Annotated in this window: 11 protein-coding genes and 1 pseudogene; 6 read left to right on the forward strand and 6 right to left on the reverse strand. The window is 73.3% G+C overall.

All coding sequences use genetic code 11. From position 1 onward, the window contains the following. Positions 1-60: 60 nt before the first annotated feature. On the reverse strand, positions 61-711 hold the full coding sequence (locus ABZ810_RS06485) for a hypothetical protein (RefSeq protein ID WP_358399967.1): 651 nt from the start codon (positions 709-711) through the stop codon (positions 61-63). A gap of 340 nt (positions 712-1051) precedes the next feature. On the opposite strand from ABZ810_RS06485, the gene ABZ810_RS06490 reads away from it, so the two are divergent. Together ABZ810_RS06490 and ABZ810_RS06495 are read left to right on the forward strand one after the other, a co-directional pair. Beyond that, complete coding sequence (locus tag ABZ810_RS06490) at positions 1052-2326, forward strand: sensor histidine kinase (RefSeq protein WP_358399969.1); 1275 nt, start codon at positions 1052-1054, stop codon at positions 2324-2326. Next, on the forward strand, positions 2299-2946 hold the full coding sequence (locus ABZ810_RS06495) for a response regulator transcription factor (protein ID WP_358399972.1): 648 nt from the start codon (positions 2299-2301) through the stop codon (positions 2944-2946). Before ABZ810_RS06490 ends, ABZ810_RS06495 begins: the two co-directional genes overlap by 28 nt. Positions 2947-2976: 30 nt before the next feature. Here ABZ810_RS06495 and merB read toward each other — a convergent pair whose 3' ends face one another. Beyond that, positions 2977-3642, reverse strand: coding sequence for an organomercurial lyase (gene merB, locus ABZ810_RS06500; protein WP_358399974.1), 666 nt, complete (start codon positions 3640-3642; stop codon positions 2977-2979). Between the two features lie 199 nt (positions 3643-3841). On the opposite strand from merB, the gene ABZ810_RS06505 reads away from it, so the two are divergent. Next, positions 3842-4753: a hypothetical protein gene (locus ABZ810_RS06505; RefSeq protein WP_358399976.1), complete on the forward strand. Its 912-nt coding sequence runs from the start codon at positions 3842-3844 to the stop codon at positions 4751-4753. On the opposite strand, the gene ABZ810_RS06510 is transcribed toward ABZ810_RS06505, so the two are convergent. Continuing rightward, the gene (locus tag ABZ810_RS06510) at positions 4728-5507 is read right to left on the reverse strand and encodes an enoyl-CoA hydratase-related protein (RefSeq protein WP_358399977.1); all 780 of its coding nucleotides are present in this window, start codon (positions 5505-5507) and stop codon (positions 4728-4730) included. The genes ABZ810_RS06505 and ABZ810_RS06510 overlap by 26 nt on opposite strands. A 221-nt stretch (positions 5508-5728) precedes the next feature. Here ABZ810_RS06510 and ABZ810_RS06515 point away from each other — a divergent pair, with 221 nt between their 5' ends. From ABZ810_RS06515 to rho, 3 genes and pseudogenes are all read left to right on the forward strand, one after another. After that, on the forward strand, positions 5729-8275 hold the full coding sequence (locus tag ABZ810_RS06515; protein WP_358399979.1) for a PEP/pyruvate-binding domain-containing protein: 2547 nt from the start codon (positions 5729-5731) through the stop codon (positions 8273-8275). Then, entirely contained in the window at positions 8272-9210 is a 939-nt protein-coding gene (locus ABZ810_RS06520) for a hypothetical protein (protein ID WP_358399981.1), read from the forward strand. Before ABZ810_RS06515 ends, ABZ810_RS06520 begins: the two co-directional genes overlap by 4 nt. Before the next feature lie 471 nt (positions 9211-9681). Continuing rightward, positions 9682-10803 (forward strand): annotated as a pseudogene (gene rho, locus ABZ810_RS06525) (transcription termination factor Rho); the annotation flags it as partial. A gap of 45 nt (positions 10804-10848) precedes the next feature. Here rho and ABZ810_RS06530 read toward each other — a convergent pair. Genes ABZ810_RS06530 through ABZ810_RS06540 form a run of 3 tightly spaced genes read right to left on the reverse strand, consistent with a single transcriptional unit; the run spans position 10849 to position 14461 of the window. Beyond that, on the reverse strand, positions 10849-12441 hold the full coding sequence (locus ABZ810_RS06530; protein WP_358399984.1) for a serine/threonine-protein kinase: 1593 nt from the start codon (positions 12439-12441) through the stop codon (positions 10849-10851). Continuing rightward, positions 12438-13487 carry a lysylphosphatidylglycerol synthase domain-containing protein gene (locus ABZ810_RS06535; protein WP_358399985.1) on the reverse strand — a complete coding sequence of 350 codons (1050 nt, stop codon included), beginning with the start codon at positions 13485-13487 and terminating at the stop codon, positions 12438-12440. Before ABZ810_RS06535 ends, ABZ810_RS06530 begins: the two co-directional genes overlap by 4 nt. Next, complete coding sequence (locus tag ABZ810_RS06540) at positions 13484-14461, reverse strand: PIG-L family deacetylase (protein WP_358399987.1); 978 nt, start codon at positions 14459-14461, stop codon at positions 13484-13486. Before ABZ810_RS06540 ends, ABZ810_RS06535 begins: the two co-directional genes overlap by 4 nt. Positions 14462-14493: the final 32 nt, after the last annotated feature.

Raw genomic sequence — 14493 nt, forward strand, 5'->3', positions numbered from 1 at the left:
CAGCGCTCAGGCGGCGCGCTCGAACACCGCGGGCAGGCGGCGCGTCAGGCGGCGCCTCGCTCAGGAGAGTTGCTCGGCCGTCCGCGGCGCGGGGACCATCACGCTGACGACGTCGCTCATGCGCTCGGTGACGCGTTCCTCCACGGCCTCGGTCGTGGTCTGCCGCCCGGCCCGCAGCCGCGCCCAGCGCGACACCGGGACCGCCGACCGGTTGACCGACTGCCAGCGTTCGGTGAGCGTGGCGAGCGCCTCCCGCGCCTGCTCGAAGTACTGCGCCGGAAGATCGACCTGGCGGGCCTGCCGGGCCAGCGCCTGGACCGACTCGAACGCCTTGGCCGACTCGATCGCCTGGCTCTCCCGGCGGGCCGGCCCGAGCATCCCGATGAGGGTCGCCAGGAGCGCCGCCACCAGCGCCAGAGCCCCGGCGACGACGCCGTGGCGGCTGCCGGCGAGCATCATGCTCCCCGCGACGCCGGACACCAGCACCGCGCCCCCGGCGAGGCAGAGGTTGACCGCGCGCCACACCCGCGCCGTCTCCTCCTGGCAGAACGTCGCGCAGGAACAGGTCTCCTCGATCCAGAACAGCTCCGCGCCGACCGACACGCGCCACGAGTGCTCCCCCAGCGCCCGGCCGGGCCCCGTGACGGCCACGTCGGACGGCTTGGCACCGGCGCCCTTCGGCTCCGGCCGCCGCTTGTCCCTGTCCGCCATGACGAGCTCCCCTGTGCGCTTGCGTGGTCCTCGCCATGATTGAAGAACCCGGCCGGACGCCCGGCGGCCGATACACAATCCGGGCGCCGCCTTTGCCGAAGCGTGCGGCCACCGCCCCGCGCATAGATCGTCCTCGGGCCGAGGGACAACGGCCGGTGACGTCCGGCGGACAACGGCCGGTGACGTCCGGCGCGGCCGGGGGGTGTACTCAGGTACACCCCTTGTCCGGGTTCGGGGCACACTGTGCTCGGAGGGCCCTCACCGGAGGATTGACTCCGTAAGCAGGGCGAACGACGGAGGCACGACGGTGAGCGGTGAACTGACGAAGGAGTCCTGGGCCATGACGAGGCTCCGGGCGCCCTGGCGAGGATTCCGGCTGGGGCTCCTGGCCTTCCCCGCGATGGTGCTGGCGAGCGTGTTGATCACCTCGTACTCGCTGGTGGCCAACGTCGTGGGCATCCTGCTGGTGCCGCCGGTGCTGATGCTCACGCGCGGCCTGATGGACGTGTACCGCGACCTGATCGGACGCTGGTCCGGAGTCCGGATCGAGCGGCCCTACCTGCCCGACCCCGCCGAGGAGCGGGAGGGGTTCGCCGGGGTCTGGGACCGCTTCGTGCGGCTCTCGTCGGACCCCGCGACGTGGCGCGACCTGGCCTGGCTGCTCGCCGACCCGATCGTGGTCCTGTTCACCGCGGCGCTGCCGTTCTACCTCATCGCGTACGGGATCTGGGGATTCGGGCTGGCCGCCGGCATGGGCGGCGTCATCGCCGGCCTCGGCGGCACCGACTACTACGGCTTCGTTCCCGTGAACGGCGACTACGCGAACGACCCGACCCGCATCGGCTTCACGATCGTGCTGGCCACGGTCTTCACCGTGGCCGGCTTCCTGTCCGGGCCGAAGCTGCTCGGGGTCTACGGCCGCTGGGGCCGGCTGCTGCTCGGGCCGACCGAGCGGTCCAGGCTGGCGCTGCGCGTCCAGCACCTGACCGAGACCCGCTCGGAGGCGGTGGACGCGTCGGCCGCCGAGCTGCGCCGGATCGAGCGCGACCTGCACGACGGCGCCCAGGCCCGGCTCGTCGCGATGGGCATGACGCTCGGCGCGATCGAGCACCTCCTCGACAAGGACCCGGCGAAGGCGCGGCTGCTGCTCGCCGAGACGCGGCAGTCGTCCGCCAAGGCCCTGAACGAGCTGCGCGACCTGGTCCGCGGCATTCACCCGCCGGTCCTCGCCGACCGCGGCGTCGCCGACGCCGTCAAGGCGATCGCCCTGGACCACCCGCTCAAGGTCGAGGTCGACACCGACCTGCCCGGCCGCCCCCACCCGCCGGTCGAGTCCGCGGCCTTCTTCGCGGTGTCGGAGATCCTCACCAACGCGGCCAAGCACTCGGGGGCCGACCGGGTCTGGATCGACCTGCGGTACGAGGACGGCATGTTGCGGATCACGGTCACCGACGACGGCCGGGGCGGAGCGACGTTCGAGGGCGGCACCGGGTTGCGCGGCATCGAGCGCCGGATCGGTACATTCGACGGCGTACTCGCCCTGAACTCCCCTCCGGGCGGCCCGACGATCGTGACCTTGGAGCTGCCGTGCGAGTTGTCCTCGCCGAGGACCTAGCCCTCCTCCGCGAAGGCCTGGTCAGCCTGCTCGAATCGCACGGCTTCGAGATCGCCGCCGCGGTCGACAACGGCCCCTCGCTCCTCAAGGCACTGCTCGACCACCGCCCGGACGTGGCGGTGGTCGACGTGCGCCTGCCGCCGTCGTTCACCGACGAGGGGCTGCAGGCCGCGCTGGAGGCGCGCCGCCAGGTGCCGGGCCTGCCCGTCCTGGTGTTGTCGCAGTACGTCGAGCAGCTGTACGCGCGCGAGCTGCTGGCCGACGGCAGCGGCGGGATCGGCTACCTGCTCAAGGACCGCGTCTTCGACGCCGACCAGTTCGTGGACGCGGTGCGCCGGGTCGCGGGAGGCGGCACCGCGATGGACCCGGAGGTCATCTCCCGCCTGGTGGCGCGCGGCACCCGCGACGAACCGCTCGGCCGGCTGACGCCGCGCGAGCGGGAGGTGCTGGAGCTGATGGCCCAGGGCCGGTCGAACGCGGCGATCGCGCAGGCGCTCGTCGTCACCGAACGGGCCGTCACCAAGCACACCGCCAACATCTTCGGCAAGCTCGACCTGGCCGTCTCCGACGACGACAACCGCCGGGTCCTCGCCGTCCTCGCCTACCTCGACCGTTCCTGACTCCCAGCCGCCCCAGCCTCCCGGGGGCGGTCACAGGCCCCAGAAGGCCCCGCTCAGGCCGACCTCGCGGAAGTAGGCGGCAGCGGCGGCGGGCTCGCGCCGCACGTAACCGTGGTCGAGCCGCCCCGCGTACCAGCCGCGCGCGAACCGCCACAGGGTCGCGAGGTCCATCACGTACCCCCGCTCGTTGCCGGTGCTCTCCAGCCAGGCGTCCACGCAGGCCTCGCCGCAGAACAGCCGCTGGTGTCCACAGGTGTGGACGACGTCGTCCCACATGCGCGCGACCGGCACGAGGAAGTGCGCGACCTGCCCGCCCTCGGGCGGGGCGTCCCGTCCCACCACCCAGGCGTGCGGCCGGTCGCAGCCGGGGCACCGCGTCGAGACCAGCACGTCGGGCTCGTCGGTCACCAGGTGCGGGAGCGCGAACGAGTCCCACGCGCAGCCGCCCCACCACAGGGTGGACCGCCCCATCACGGCGAAGCCCAGCGGGATCGAGGCGAACGGATGCGCCATCACGACCCGGTCGCCGTCATCGAGGACGAGGTGGCGTTGCCCCGCCAGCTCCCGCAACCCGCGACGGATCTCCTCCGAAGCCGTATCGAACCGCCCGGCCAGCTCCTCCACCCCGGGCGCCCGCCCGCTCCGCGCGAACCCCCGGTAGACCGCCACCCGCAACTCTTCGCTCAGATCACCCACGCTGTCACCCCACCCACCTGTCACCCCACCCACCTGTCGCCCCACCCACGTCGTCACCGCTCCGTGCCATCACCGAAGGTGCCGGAGAGCCGTGACGGTTTGGAGCCGATCGCCTGCCGTCCCGGATTTTCGGGCTATCTAGGCCAGGACATGGTGTTCTATCTTGCCAGGCAGTAGAAAGCCCTTCTGGAGGGGCGCCATGACCGCGATTCTCATCCTCCTGTGCCTGGCGATCGCCGGACGCGAGCTCTATACGGCGTTCGACCGGAAGCGCGCGGGGACGGCACCGGAGATCGCCGATATCCGCACGCAGCTGACGGCGCTCAAAGGCACCCGCGAGGAGCTCGAGCAGTTCCGCACGGGGCAGAGCGAGCAGCTCGAACGGCTCGCCGCCGGGCAGGTGACGCACGCCGAGTCGCTACAGGAGACCGACGCCCGGATCCGCTCGCTGATCTCGCAGATCAACGACCGCATGTTGCCAGAGATCAACAACCGCCTCACCCAGCAGCGCGACTCCGTCGACCGGCTGACCGACGAGATGGCCCGGCTGCGCGGCCACCTGGTCGGCCGGCTCGACCAGGCCGTCGCCGCCTCGCTGGGCGCCGATCCGGTCGACACGGTGGCGGGCGGGCTGGGCACCGACGGCAGCGCCGCGCCGTCCGGGCTGATCCGCGCGTACGAGCGGTTCGCCGAACGCTACGGGCTGCGCATCGAGCTGTCCGACCCGGCCGGCGAGGACGAGGCCAACTGGCGGGCGCGCTACTACCTGTCCGGCCGCAGCCCGCGCGGCCTCGAACGCGACTTCATCGACCTCGTCCGCCTGCTCCGCGCATCCGGAGGCGCGCCGAACGGCCAGAGCACGGAGGCCGCGAACACCCTGCTGGGATGCCTGCACAACATCGAGATGGGCGGCGCGCAGGTCGGCCCGCTCGTGCTCGTCCGGACGCCGGAGGCGATGCTCTGCGGCGTCCTGTCGCTGGCCGAGCTGCGCAAGGCGGGCCCGATCCGGATCCTGGCCGACCCGGTCGGCGCGGCCGTACGGCTGCACGGCCTGCCGGAGAGCCGGTTCTGCGACCTGTCGGCGTTCAGCGACGGGGAGCGGTCCAGCTGAAGCTGGGCGGGCGCCGTTCCAGGAACGCCGCCACGCCCTCGGCCACGTCGCCGCCCGCGGCCACCTCCTCCAGCCAGGCCCGGACCGTTCCCTCGATCGGCTCGCCCGCCGCCAGCGCGTCGACGATCTCCTTGGTGGCCTGCTGCGTGAGGAGCGACCGGGAGGCCAGCGTGGCGGTGAACTCGGCGACCCTGGCGTGCAGCCCACCGGCCGCGACGACCTCGTCCACCAGCCCGATGCGCAGCGCGTGCTCGGTGCCGATCAGGTCCGCCGAGAAGAGCAGGTACTTGGCGGCGGACGGCCCAACCAGCCGGACGACACGCGTGGTGGCCGACGCCGGGTAGACGATGCCGAGCTTGGCCGGGGTGATGCCGAACCGGGCGCCCTCGGCCGCGAACCGCAGGTCGCACGCCGCGGCGAGCTGGCAACCGCCGCCCACGCAGAAGCCCTCGATCACCGCGAGGGTCGGCTTGGGGAACGCCGCCAGCGCCTCCTCGGCCCGCGTCGACAGGTGCCCCTCGTCGGGCCGGTCGATGTCGCCGAGCTCGCCGATGTCGGCGCCCGCGCAGAAGTCGCCGCCCGCCCCGGTGAGCACGACGACCCGCACCGACGCGTCCGCGGCCAGCGCGTCCAGCAGCACCGGCAGCCGCCGCCACATCTCGGCGGTCATGGCGTTGCGCTTGGACGGCCGGTCGATGGTGATCGTGCCGACGCCCCCCGCCACGTCACAGCGCAGGCCCTGCTCGTCGGCCATCGTGTCCCCCTCGTGTCGGTGCGGCGCCGTCATCGTACGTAGCCCGGCCGTACGGACGGTGCTCCGGGGCGGCTCCGGGGCGTTCTCCGCCCTCCGGACGATGAACGTCCCGCCGACGTACACCCAGGGGTGAGAAGCAAGACACCCCTTACGAGGGAGGAATTCACCAGCGCTTCGCCGGATTCTGGATGTACGGGCGGCCCCGAGGATCGGAGTTCGTGGTGCCACCTAGCACGCGCGTCTTCTGGACCATCCAACTCGACGACCCGATGGCCGCCGTCGCCGACCGGACGGGCGCCAAAGCCGCCAATCTCGCCCGCGCGGCCGGGCACGACCTGCCCGTGCTGCCCGGTTTCGTGATCCCCGTACAGAGCGCCGACGCCGAGAAGCCGGGCCGCTATCTCAACACCGGCGAGCTGCGGCGGTCCTGGGGCACGCTGAGCCGCTGCGGCAAGATCCCGCTGGTCGTGCGCTCGTCCTCCACCGTGGAGGACGGCGAGGTCTCCTCGATGGCCGGACGTTTCGTCTCGGTGCTGGACGTGAACGGCTGGGAGGCGTTCGTGGCCGCGGTCGGCGAGGTCGCGGCGTCGTCCTCCGCGCCCGGCACGATGGCGGTGCTCGTCCAGCCGCGGCTGGAGGCGGTCGCGGGCGGGGTGATGTTCGGCGCCGACCCGGTGGACGGGCGCACCGACCGCGTCATCGTCTCGGCGGTGCCCGGCGGCCCGCACACGCTCGTCGGCGGCGAGGTCAACGGCACGCGCTACGCGCTCACCCGCCGCGGCCGGGTCATCACCGTCGAACGCGACGACGACACCGCGCCGGGCGCCGGGCAGGGGCCGCTGACCCGCCCGCAGCTGCGCGCGCTGGCCCGGATGGCCGCGAAGGCCGCGGCGGTCTTCGGCGGCCCGCAGGACATCGAGTTCGCCATCGGCCACGACGGGCGGCTCTGGCTGCTGCAGAGCCGCCCGGTCACCGCGCTCGCCCCCGTTCCGCCGCGCCGGTCGGTGCTGCTCGGGCCGGGCCCGGTCGCCGAGACGCTGCCCGACCCCCTGTCCCCGCTCGAAGAGGACCTCTGGATCGTCCCGCTCGACCACGGGCTCGGCGAGGCGCTGGCCACCGCGGGCGCGGTGTCGCGGCGCGCGCTGCGCCGGAGCCCGACCGTACGGACGGTCGGCGGCCGCGCCGCGGCCGACCTGCGCCGGCTCGGCGTGGCACCGGGGCGCCGTCCCCGGCTGCGCCTGCTCGACCCGCGGCCCGCGCTGCGGCGGCTGTCGGTGGCCTGGCAGGTCGGCCGGCTCCGCGCCGACCTGCCCGCCCTGTCCGCGGAGACGGTCGCGGCGGTGGACGCCGACCTGGCCGCCGTCCCGGCGCCGGGCGAGATCTCCGAAGCCGAGCTCGCCGGCGCGCTGCGCTGGTCGCGGGCGACGCTGGCCGCGCTGCACGCCCAGGAGGCGCTCGCCGGCGCGCTGCTCCCGCCCCCGGACACGGCTGCCGGAGCCGGAGAGGGCAGCGCCGCCGCACAAGGGCTGGCCGCCCTCCGCCGCGGCCGGGCGCACGGCTACGACGATCAGCGACTCACCGCCGCCGAACCCGCCGTCCTGACCCTGGTCCCGCCCTCGATCACCCCCGGGCCCCGACTCCCAGCCGTAATCGCCCTCCCCGCCACGTCCAAGCACCCCCCAAACGAGCCACGCCTCATCGAGCCGCACCCGACCCAAGAGCCCACGAACGAACAGCGCCCAGACGAACAGCGCCCTGACGAACAGCACGCCAGCGGACAGCACGCCAACGCACAACGGGCGGGCGCACAACGGGCGAACGAGCAGCGCCTGAACGGACAGGGCGCAGGCAGACAGGGCGTGACCGAGCAGCGCCCGAACGAACAGCACGCGAACGGACAACCCGGGGGCGCACAGCACCCGAAGGAACAACACCCAGACGAACAGCACGCGAGCGAACAGCGCCGGGACGACCGGCACGCCAGCGCACAACGCGCGGACACACAGCACGCGAACGAGCAGCGCCTGAACGGACAGCACGCGAACGAGCAACGCCCAAACGGACAACACGCGGGCGGGCAGGGCGGTGGTGGGCGAGGGGGGACGGAGGCTCGGTCCCTCTGGAGCGGCTCCGGCGCGTTCGGGGGCGAGTTGCCGCCGCGTGAGGCGTTGCGGCTGCGCATTCGGTGGGTGCAGGAGCTCGGCGCGCGGCTTGCCTGGGCCGCCGGCCGGCGGCTGGCCGCGACGGGCGCGCTGTCCTCGCCCGAACGTGTTCGCGTGCTGCGCTTCGAGGAGCTCACGTCGGTGCTGGAGGGCGGCGCCCTCCCCGCCGACGTCGAACGCAGGCCGGAGCCGCCGCCGACCGCGCCGCTGCCCGCCGCGTTCCGGCTCGCCGGCGACCGGATCGTGGCCGAGGCCGCACCGGGCGGCGACGGCGCCCGGCCCGCGGGCGGCGGCCGCGGCTCGGGGACCGTGCACTCGGGGCCCGGCGCTCCCCCGCCGGGTTCCGTCCTCGTCGTCGACACGCTGCGGCCGTCCCTCGCCGCCCACCTGCCGGTGCTGGCCGGGCTGATCGCCGAGACCGGCAGCCCGCTGTCGCACCTGGCGATCCTGGCGCGCGAGCTCGGCGTGCCGGCCGTCGTCGGCGTGCGCGGCGCGGCGGGCCGGTTCCCGGCCGGCACGGAAGTCCTGGTCGATGGTGACACCGGCCGCGTCGAGGTCCTGGCCGAGGCTCCCGGGCTGCCGTCCGGAGAGGAGTCGGTCGCGTGAGGGCCACCAGGCGCCTGGTCTACCTCGGGCTGGGCGCGATGGTGGTCTTCACCGGCGGCTACGTCGTGGTCTACCTGGCCCGCTGGGAGTGGCAGCGGGCACTGATGGCCGGTGAGCTGCTGCTGATCAGCCTGATCGTGCTGGTCGCCGTCGCCGGCGCGCACCGGCTGGCGCGCATGGAGGCGCGCCTCACCCGGCCGGCCGAGAACGCCGGGCAGCGCGCGGCCGTCCCCGAGCCGCCGATGACCGCGCCCGCGCCGCCGCCGAGGTTCCGGTGGCTCGAGCCGGACTCCGACGCCTACAAGGTGTTCATCCCGGTGCTGCTCGGGGCCGGGATCATGATGTCGGGCATCGCGGCACTGGTGGAACGGATCGCGGCCGCGTTCGGCGGCTCCGCGAGGCGGGCGGCCCCGGGCACGGCGGCGTTCGGCAGGGTACGGGCGCCGTCGGCGTTGCGGCTCCCCTCGGACGGCGTGCTCGCGGGCGCCCCGGGCCTCGGTCCCCCCGCCCCGCCGGACCGGCGCCGCCCGTTCAAGCCGATCGCGTGGACGCTGGCGGGCCTGCTGGTGGCCGCGGTGATCGTCGTCGAGATGGCGGAACGGACGCAGGACCGGCCCGACCCGCCCATGAACGCCGCCGCCAGCACGCTCATCCTCGAGGCGAGGACGCACGGCGTGACCGGCGCCGCCACGGCCGACCCGCTGGCCACCCGGCTCTGGGAGTACTGCCGCGGCTCCACCCGTCCCTACCTGGAACGGGGCGCCGTCGCCCCGCTCGGCGACGGCCGCTACGCGCTCGTCGTCCAGCCCGCCCTCGGCGAGTACTCGCTGCGCCGTTTCCGCGGGTGCCTGGAGGACGCCCTCATCGACGGCGGCACGTTCCGCGTCGTGTCCGTCCAGCCCGTTCCCGAGGACGGCCCCACTCCTTCAGGATGACCCGACTCCCGGCCGCCGAGAACGTTGGTTCGCAGGTCCCGGGCCCGTACGGGAACCCGGGGCCGGTCAGCGGAGTCGAACGGTGCATGAAGCAGATCACCGGACTCGGGAATGCGCGGCCACCTCGAAGTGCTGTAGTGTCTAGGTAGCGCCTTCGTCATCCGTAAAGCGTGATATCGCTACGAAGGTGTTTCTTCCCCGCCCGGGCCATCTGAGTGCCCGGTGTTTCGAGTTCCCCCATTCGACAGCGGCCCGGGAACCCGTAGAGGTCCAGGGCCACCGCACCAAGGGAGCCATCGTCGCCAGCCCGGTAGACCGCGCTGCGTTCTTCGTGATCTCCACAGGTGCGAAGAAGGGACACATATGCCCTCCAGCACACTGATCAAAGCCACGGCCGAACCGGCCGTCGGCAAGCAGAGCCGGCGTCGGTCCGGCACCCAAGCCGACCCCCATGCCGGCATCCATGCCGGCATCCAGGCCGGCGACGAGCTGCTCGTCCCCTTCCACGGCGTCCTCGACATCCAGGACAAGCACGCGTTCGTGCGGACCAGCGGTTACCTGGCCGGTCCGGACGACGTCTACGTGTCGTTCGCCCAGATCAAGGCCAACGGCCTGCGCCCCGGCGACGCCGTCGCCGGCACCGCGCGGACGCCGCGTTCGGGCCGGGAGAAGTTCAACTCCCTGGTCCACGTCGAGACCGTCCAGGGCGTCGCGCCCAAGGACCTGGCCGGCCGGCCCGAGTTCGCCAAGCTGACGCCCGTCTACCCGGACGAGCGTCTCCGGCTGGACACCGGCGCCATGGCCACCCGGGTCATCGACCTGGTCGCCCCGATCGGCAAGGGCCAGCGCGGCCTCATCGTGTCGCCGCCCAAGGTCGGCAAGACGATGATCCTCCAGGCGATCGCCAACGCCGTCGCCCAGAACAACCCCGAGTGCCACCTCATGGTCGTCCTCATCGACGAGCGGCCCGAAGAGGTCACCGACATGAAGCGGACCGTCCGCGGCGAGGTCGTCCACTCGACCTTCGACAAGCCCGCGGGCGACCACACCGCACTGGCCGAACTGGCCGTCGAGCGGGCCAAGCGCCTGGTCGAGGCGGGCGAGGACGTGGTCATCCTGCTCGACTCCATCACCCGGCTCGGCCGGGCCTACAACCTCGCGGCGCCCTCCAGCAGCCGCATCCTGGCGGGCGGCGTGGCCACGACCGCGATCTACCCGCCCAAGAAGCTCTTCGGCGCCGCCCGCAACATCGAGAACGGCGGCTCGCTGACGATCCTGGCCACCGCCCTCGTCGACACCGGCTCGCGCATGGACGACGTGTTCTTCGAGGAGTACAAGGGCACCGGCAACATGGAGCTCAAGCTCGACCGGGGCCTGGCCGACAAGCGCGTCTTCCCCGCGGTCGACATCGAGGCGTCGAGCACCCGGCGCGACGAGCTCCTGATGTCCCGCGAAGAGCTCGAGCTCAGCTGGCGGCTGCGCCGCGTCCTCCAGGGAATGGACCGCCAGCAGGCGATCGAGGTGCTCCTGGACAAGATGAAGGACACCTCGTCCAACGGCGAGTTCCTGCTCCGGGTGCAGCAGACCACCTGAGCCTGACTCACCTGGGCCTGACTCACCTGAGCCGACGCCACCGCCTTACCAGGCGACGCCCTGCGGCGTGGTCGGCGTCAGGGTCTCCGCGGGCCGGAAGGTCTGAAGGATCTTGTCGTACTGCCGCTGCCCCGGCGTCCACCGTGAGGCGGGCGCGTAGAAGTAGAACTCGTAACCCGCCGCGCGACTGCGCAGGCCGTGACGGTTCTTCTGCCAGGTGAACTCCCACTCCGCGCCGCCCTTGGAGAGTTCGGGCACCGGTTCCAGCCGGAGCCGCCGGTATCCGGGATACGCGCCGGCCGCCGTGCGTTCGGCCGCCTGGAGCCCTTCCAGCGGATCGCCGGTGACGGGCGAGATACGCAGCCCCTGACCTGTGCCGGGGTCGCTCCACTGCACGCCGTCGTGGAACCGCTGCCGTTGCCAGCCGGCCGGGAGCTCCACGCTGTAGCCGTCGGCCTCGCGGTACTTCACGCTCGTGGACGCGACGCCCGTGGACGGCAGCAACGCCACCGCGTCGCTCTGCCCCACCGAGTTCCACCGCGCCGTCCAGGCGCCCAGCGCTCCGACGATCACGGCCATCGAGGCCACGCCGATGACGGTGCCCATGCGCGGGCGCCGATCGGCCAGCGCCACCGACGCGATGGCCCTGTCCCAGATCGCCCTGTCCCAGATCGAGCGGGCACCCGCGCCCCGGCCGTCCCCGGCTGCGCCGACGCCGGCCGTCGCCGTCGCGCCGGCGCTCTCCCCCTCCACGACCTCCTCCGCCACCTCGGCCAGCATCGTCTCGACCGTGTCCGCGGGCAGCCGGTCGCCGGGCTCCTCGCGGAGCAGCCCCTCGATGACGGGCCGCAGCGGCCCGGCCTGCGCCGGGACCTCGTACTCCCCCAGCAGCACCGCGACCATCGACGCGAGCGCGTGGCCGCGCAGGAAGGGCGAGCGGCCCTCGACCATCGCGTACAGGGTCGCGCCCAGCGACCACAGGTCGGACGCCTGGACGCTCGGCTCGCCCCGCACCCGTTCGGGCGACAGGTAGGCGGGCGACCCCTCGATCCCGGCGACGAGCGTGTCGGCGATCTCGCGGCCGCGGTGCATGTGCACGGCCAGGCCGAAGTCGGTGAGCAGGATGCGTCCGTCGTCGCAGACCAGCACGTTGCTCGGCTTCACGTCGCGGTGCAGTATCCCGGCCTCGTGCGCGGCGCGCAGCACCGCCAGCACGGCCGCGCCGATCGCGGCGGCGTGCCCCGGCCCGAGCGGCCCGTCCTCGGCGATGACGCGGTGCAGCGACCGGGCCTCGAGGTACTCCATGACGATCCAGGGACGGCCGTCCTCGATGACGACGTCGTGCACGGCCACCACACCGGGATGCCGCAGCGCCGCCGTGGCGCGGGCCTCGTCGATGAGGCGCCGGCACATCAGCCGCCGTTCCCCCGCGGTCATCCGGTCGGGCAGGTGCACTTCCTTGACGGCCACATCCCGGTCAAGCATCTCGTCATGGGCCCGCCAGACGGTCCCCATGCCACCACTGCCCACCACCGAGAGCAGCCGATACCGCTGCGCGAGCGGTATCAACCGTTCTCCCCCCATGGGGTGGTTATGCGCATGATCCGCGCCAAGACACTCCCGCTCCGACGGAATCATTTCTTGACCAAGGTCCGGTGAGGGGTCGTGGCGCCGTCGCCGCCCCTGTCGCGGCGCCGGCGCAACGTCCAGCCCGCCCAGGCCAGCCCGCCGGTCGGCATCTCGATCGCGTACGTGTAGAAGGAGTAGAGGATCGTCGCCGCGGCGGCGGGCGCGGCGGGCACCCCGAAGTGAACGAGCAGCGCCGCCGTGCCGGTCTCGCTGATGCCCGCCCCGCTCGGCGTGATGACGGCGGTGGTGAGCATGCGGTTGATGGCGAAGACCGCGACCACCTCGGCGAGCTCGACCTCGGCGCCGACCACGACGAGGCAGCCCTCCAGCAGCAGCGCCTGGAGCAGCAGGTAGGCCGCCATGCCGAAGGTGAGGCCCTTCCAGCCGGTGCGCAGGACGCCGACGGTCTTGTTGCGCACGTCGAGCATCGCACCGTCGGCCCGCAACATCACCGAGCGGGGCCGCGACGGCAACCTCAGCGCGAGGGCGTGCATCCACCGGTCGACGGTCCGCGCCGCCGCCTCCGAACGCAGGACGAGGGCGAGGAGCACGACGATCCCGAGCAGCGCCGCCGCCGCGAAGCCGGCCATGCCCGCCATCCGCTTGTCGGGCAGCTCACCGGCGACCAGCAGGGCGACGATGCCCACCGCCGGGAGCAGCAGCCGGGACAGCACGTTCCACACACCGGTGACCAGCGTGGACACCGCGATCGCGGCGTTGCGGTGCCCCCAGCCCCTGGCCATCGCGAACGTGACGGCCACCCCGGCCGCGCCGCCGAACGGCAGCAGGTTGCTCACCGCGCTGCCGACCGCGTTCAGCATGAACCCGTGAACGTGGGTGAGGCCCGGCAGCGACGCCGCGAGCACGTAGGTGTACGCCCCGAGCCCGGCCAGCCACAACAGGGTCAGCACGGTGACCTCGACCGCGCTGAGGCGGCCGATCTCGGCGAAGATCTCTTCCCAGTCGACCCCGACCACGTAGGGAAGGGCGACCAGCAGGGCCGCGGCCCCGATGAGCGAGACGGCGGAGAGCGCGATCCGTGTCCGCCTGCTCAACCGTCCGCCGCATCGTCGGGCACGCCGGGCACCGGGACCGGATCGGCCGCCGGCACGGTCGCCGGATCCGCGGCCAGCACGATCACCCGGGCGGGCGGCGGCGGAGCGGGCGGCGGAGCGGGTGCCGAGGCAGGCTCGGAAGCGAGTGCCGAGGCAGGCGCGGAAGCGGGCGCGGAAGCGGGCGCGGGCCAGGCGTCCAGCGGGTGGTGCGCCGTCCTTCCGGCCGCCAGGTCGCGGCGCACGTACCACTCGGTGCCGAACACGCGACGGAACAGCCACCTGGGCAGCCTGAGCAGCGCGGCCAGCGTACGGACGGAGTCGCCGCCCGTCGTCTGGGTGACGTGCGCCGCCATCGCGGCACGCTTGGCCCGCGCGTAGTCGCGGACGTCCACCCGGTGCGTGATCTCGGACCGCGGGGCGTACGCGTACTCGAAGCTCCGCACGTCGAGCGTGCGCGGTGCCAGCCGCATCGCCGCCAGCGGGCGCAGGACCCGCAGCAGCAGGTCCCGGTCGACCGTCGCCTCCAGCACGACCGGGGTGTCGGCCAGCCTCGCGGCCTCGATGCCGACGCGGTGCACCTGGACGTGGTCCGGGTGACCGTACCCGCCCGCCGGGTCGTACACCGTCAGCAGGTCGGCACGTTCCCGCAGGAGCAGTTCGGCCAGCTCGGCCGCCGCCTCGGCCACGTCCGCTCCGGCGAAACCGCCCGGCGCGGCACCGTCCAGGCCCGAGTCCGCGTAGCCGAGGAAGATCACCTTGGCGCAGCCCAGCTCGCGCGCCGAGGCGTGCAGTTCGGACGTGCGGGCCTCGCCGAGCTCGGCGCCATGGACCGTTTCGGCGAGTCCGCGTTCCCCCGCCGTCGCGACCACCAGGACGACCCGGTGTCCCTCCGCCGACAACCGGGCCATGGTGCCCGCCGTGAGCAGCGCCTCATCGTCGGGATGGGCGTGAAAGAAGACACAGGTCCGTCGCACGAGTTCAGGATTCCCTGATCAACTTGAAGATC

Origin of the sequence: Spirillospora sp. NPDC047279 (assembly GCF_040643285.1) — a bacterium.
Taxonomy (GTDB): domain Bacteria; phylum Actinomycetota; class Actinomycetes; order Streptosporangiales; family Streptosporangiaceae; genus Spirillospora.

What these genes read in the sequence shown, in the direction of transcription:
- ABZ810_RS06485 (WP_358399967.1), bottom strand. Translation starts at nt 711, where the DNA reads ATGGCGGACAGGGACAAGCGGCGGCCGGAGCCGAAGGGCGCCGGTGCC.
- ABZ810_RS06530 (WP_358399984.1), bottom strand. Translation starts at nt 12,441, where the DNA reads ATGATTCCGTCGGAGCGGGAGTGTCTTGGCGCGGATCATGCGCATAAC.
- ABZ810_RS06490 (WP_358399969.1), top strand. Translation starts at nt 1,052, where the DNA reads ATGACGAGGCTCCGGGCGCCCTGGCGAGGATTCCGGCTGGGGCTCCTG.
- ABZ810_RS06510 (WP_358399977.1), bottom strand. Translation starts at nt 5,507, where the DNA reads ATGGCCGACGAGCAGGGCCTGCGCTGTGACGTGGCGGGGGGCGTCGGC.
- ABZ810_RS06505 (WP_358399976.1), top strand. Translation starts at nt 3,842, where the DNA reads ATGACCGCGATTCTCATCCTCCTGTGCCTGGCGATCGCCGGACGCGAG.